Below are 3,117 nucleotides of genomic sequence, written 5' to 3' on the forward strand. Positions count from 1 at the left end.
GACAAAATGACACCAAATGAGTTTTACTATGATCAGCTACCCCAACAAAACAAGGTGGCTTAACTAGAGCGGAATATCACTTATAAATACGCTTTTAGTTGTTCAAACAAGTGGAACCACCTCTGTTGATCGCATTAACCAGGTATTAAACCTGTTATATCCGAATCAAATTGGCATAGATCCAAATGTAAAACACAAACGCCGTGCGTATGATGAACCCATTTTATAAAGCTCATTAAAAAACCATCAATTGTTATTGTGGTTTTTTTTAGATATATACGGTACTAATTTTGCGATCGTGCCACTGGTGAACATACACTGACCATATCACTATGGATACTTGGGATAAATCATATCCCTTAAAGGCAGATTTAAATTTAGACTCCATTTTTCGGAGCTGCATTCTCTTATCACGAGATGGCTCTAATTCAATATCCCCAATGAATTGAGAATTGCAATAAGATCTTGTTCAGGTGTATCAGCAAGCACCGTCACGTTATAGCCACCGCTAAACTGGTGTAATTCAGCACAGTACTCAACATCAGACGCCGTGAGTACCAATTCAACATCAAAATATTGAATCACTTTAAGCACCTGGTACTTTGCTTTAAAGAATCCGTTGTTTTCAGCTAACTTCATCGCTTCAGCAATGGTGATGTTTTCAAGCACAAGACGGTCTTGAGCTGGTTCATCTTCATATGTTTTAAAACTTAACAATTTAATTAAACTTAATTAATTAACTAATTGCTCGTTAAATTATTCTTAATGCATTACGGCGATACGGCTAATAGAAAAATCATATTAGTACGCAAGCGATGTTTTTTAATTGATTAAAAAAAGATTGAAAATCTTATTTTTCGAGAAAGGTTTGCCAGGTTGTGTTTTCCCATAAAATGAAACTATCAAAAGCAGAAAGCTTAAAACTTGGAGTGAACAGCATGTCAAATTTAAACGCTCAATCAGTACAGTTACAAGGCACTTTATACATCGGTTTCCCTAAAACTTTTAGCGGTGCTCACATGGAAACATTGTTTGATGAAATCTCAGATTACATCGACAACAACTGTGATTTAACCCTTGCGGATCTTCAAGCGGATAGTGACTATGCTCAACTTCAATTTCAACAGCACATGCCGACATTGGCTGATAAAACAAATTTCTTCTTCATGGACGTTGAAATCTATGTTGCAACATTAAAAGAAAACTTTGGTCATACATCAGTACTCGACCAAGTTACCTCAGTAAATATCTTTGGCAAAAACCTTGAAGACATTTGCACGTTAATGGCTCAAAACGGCTACGCATACGACCGTATAGAAGATTGTTGGTCACGCGAACTTTCTTAATTCAATTCACCCATACGCACGGATAACGTGCGTATGCCACTGAATCACATTTGAGGATATAAACCATGCAAAACCTAATTACAGCGCATTGCGAGCTAACCATCAAACATGATGAAAAACAGCAAAAAAATGTCGGGCCTGTTGTTGTGACGTTTGGGGCGATCTTTACTGCTGAGTCGGTGAATGAACTGTTTTGCGCTATATGCCAAGACGGAATCAGATTTAAAGCAATCTATAACCCCGACAATATGTATTTTTTACGCCATGAGCTAAGCCCAATTGCTGATTTGTCAGTTAAGACAGACCAAGACGGCAACATTATTGTCAGTGTGATTGCATCCACTAGCCCATATTTTGAGATCAAAGTACTAAAAAATGGTTTTACCAACTCAGACACCTTAAATAGTTCTGCGATTCGCACGTTGGTTCGCAACCATCAAAGCCCATTCCAAGAGCAAATTTCTGACTACTTTGAAACAGACCAAATTTTTAAAACCATGCAAGCAATTTTGCACAGACGTATTTAAGCCGATAAGGAACTTCACCATGACGACCGCTACTGCTACCGCTGAAAAGACCGTGTTCAAACGTGAAACGTTGGAGCTGAAGAACATCCATGTTTACACCCAAAACGACCGCATTAACCAAAAAAGTCGCGTTGGCGACCGTGCATACGACAATGGATTAGTGAAGGACATCCTGTTCAGCCCTATGCTTTGGGCTACCCCTGAATTTTCATCTAGCTATGTTACTCAGATTCAAATTAAAGGCACACGCATTTATGATTCACTTTGCAGTTATACTGGCGTTCGCACCTATTTTTATAAGTTGTCAGACAGTGAGTTTGGGTGCATGTATCAAAAACGTCCGTACCCACAAAACGACTTTCTCTTAATTTTTGCAAACTTAACGCAAATGTTTAACGATGCAGTTTGTTACTTTGGAAACAACAGTAATAAAAACGCTTTTAAAGGTCTAGATTTTGACATCGAATGCGGTGTTTCACGGTTCAATTTACAGCAACGCTTATTAGAGTTTTATAAGAAGTCTAAACGCCAATTGACCATCAGTGAAACAACAAGCGGGATGCTTGGTGACTCGAATCTTCGCTATAACATCTTTGTTCGCAACCAACCAAAATTGGACAAACACGGCAAGCCGTTAAAATGCACCAAAAAACTCATTAAGCTGTACAAAGAGCGTGGCACAGTTGCGATCTATGGCGGTGACTGCATTTCACCACTCAAGCTCGTTAAACACCAACAAATCAAGCTAGAGAGCGAAAATGGCAAGTTTTCATATACGACTGACTTCATCACGTTGTACTCAGTAGAACAAGACATGTACACCTTATATATTCCCCACTCTATTGTAAACAAGACATTTTTATCTTTTATATTCAATGGCTTATTTTCCTGCTAATTGGTAATACCATGAAAAATACCATGCTCAGAAAAGGCTTAACAATATTTTGAAAAATTGCCTACTGAGCGCTGCCGCACAGCTCCATAGGCCGCTTTCCTGGCTTTGCTTCCAGATGTATGCTATTCTGCTCCTGCAGCTAATGGATCACCGCAAACAGGTTACTCGCCTGGGGATTCCCTTTCGACCCGAGCATCCGTATGAGACTCATGCTCGATTATTATTATTATAGAAGCCCCCATGAATAAATCGCTCATCATTTTCGGCATCGTCAACATAACCTCGGACAGTTTCTCCGATGGAGGCCGGTATCTGGCGCCAGACGCAGCCATTGCGCAGGCGCGTAAGC

The 3,117-nt window shown here is 39.5% G+C and carries 4 protein-coding genes and 1 pseudogene; 4 read left to right on the top strand and 1 reads right to left on the bottom strand.

Going from position 1 to position 3,117, the window contains the following annotated elements; genetic code table 11:
• Positions 1-423 precede the first annotated feature (423 nt).
• Positions 424-717 carry a hypothetical protein gene (locus FTV09_RS17325; protein WP_005005987.1) on the bottom strand — a complete coding sequence of 98 codons (294 nt, stop codon included), beginning with the start codon at positions 715-717 and terminating at the stop codon, positions 424-426.
• A gap of 221 nt (positions 718-938) precedes the next feature.
• Between FTV09_RS17325 and FTV09_RS17330 the strand changes: the two genes are divergently transcribed.
• The 4 genes and pseudogenes from FTV09_RS17330 to FTV09_RS17345 all read left to right on the top strand — a co-directional run.
• A complete protein-coding gene (locus FTV09_RS17330; protein ID WP_005005986.1) occupies positions 939-1,346 on the top strand; it encodes a hypothetical protein in 408 nt (135 codons plus the stop codon).
• A gap of 65 nt (positions 1,347-1,411) precedes the next feature.
• A complete protein-coding gene (locus FTV09_RS17335; protein ID WP_257222937.1) occupies positions 1,412-1,873 on the top strand; it encodes a hypothetical protein in 462 nt (153 codons plus the stop codon).
• 19 nt (positions 1,874-1,892) lie between these two features.
• Positions 1,893-2,768 carry a hypothetical protein gene (locus FTV09_RS17340; protein WP_081406141.1) on the top strand — a complete coding sequence of 292 codons (876 nt, stop codon included), beginning with the start codon at positions 1,893-1,895 and terminating at the stop codon, positions 2,766-2,768.
• 240 nt (positions 2,769-3,008) lie between these two features.
• Positions 3,009-3,117: pseudogene (locus tag FTV09_RS17345) on the top strand (dihydropteroate synthase); the annotation flags it as partial.

It is taken from the genome of Acinetobacter sp. YH12227, from assembly GCF_013417785.1.
Lineage (GTDB): Bacteria > Pseudomonadota > Gammaproteobacteria > Pseudomonadales > Moraxellaceae > Acinetobacter > Acinetobacter gandensis.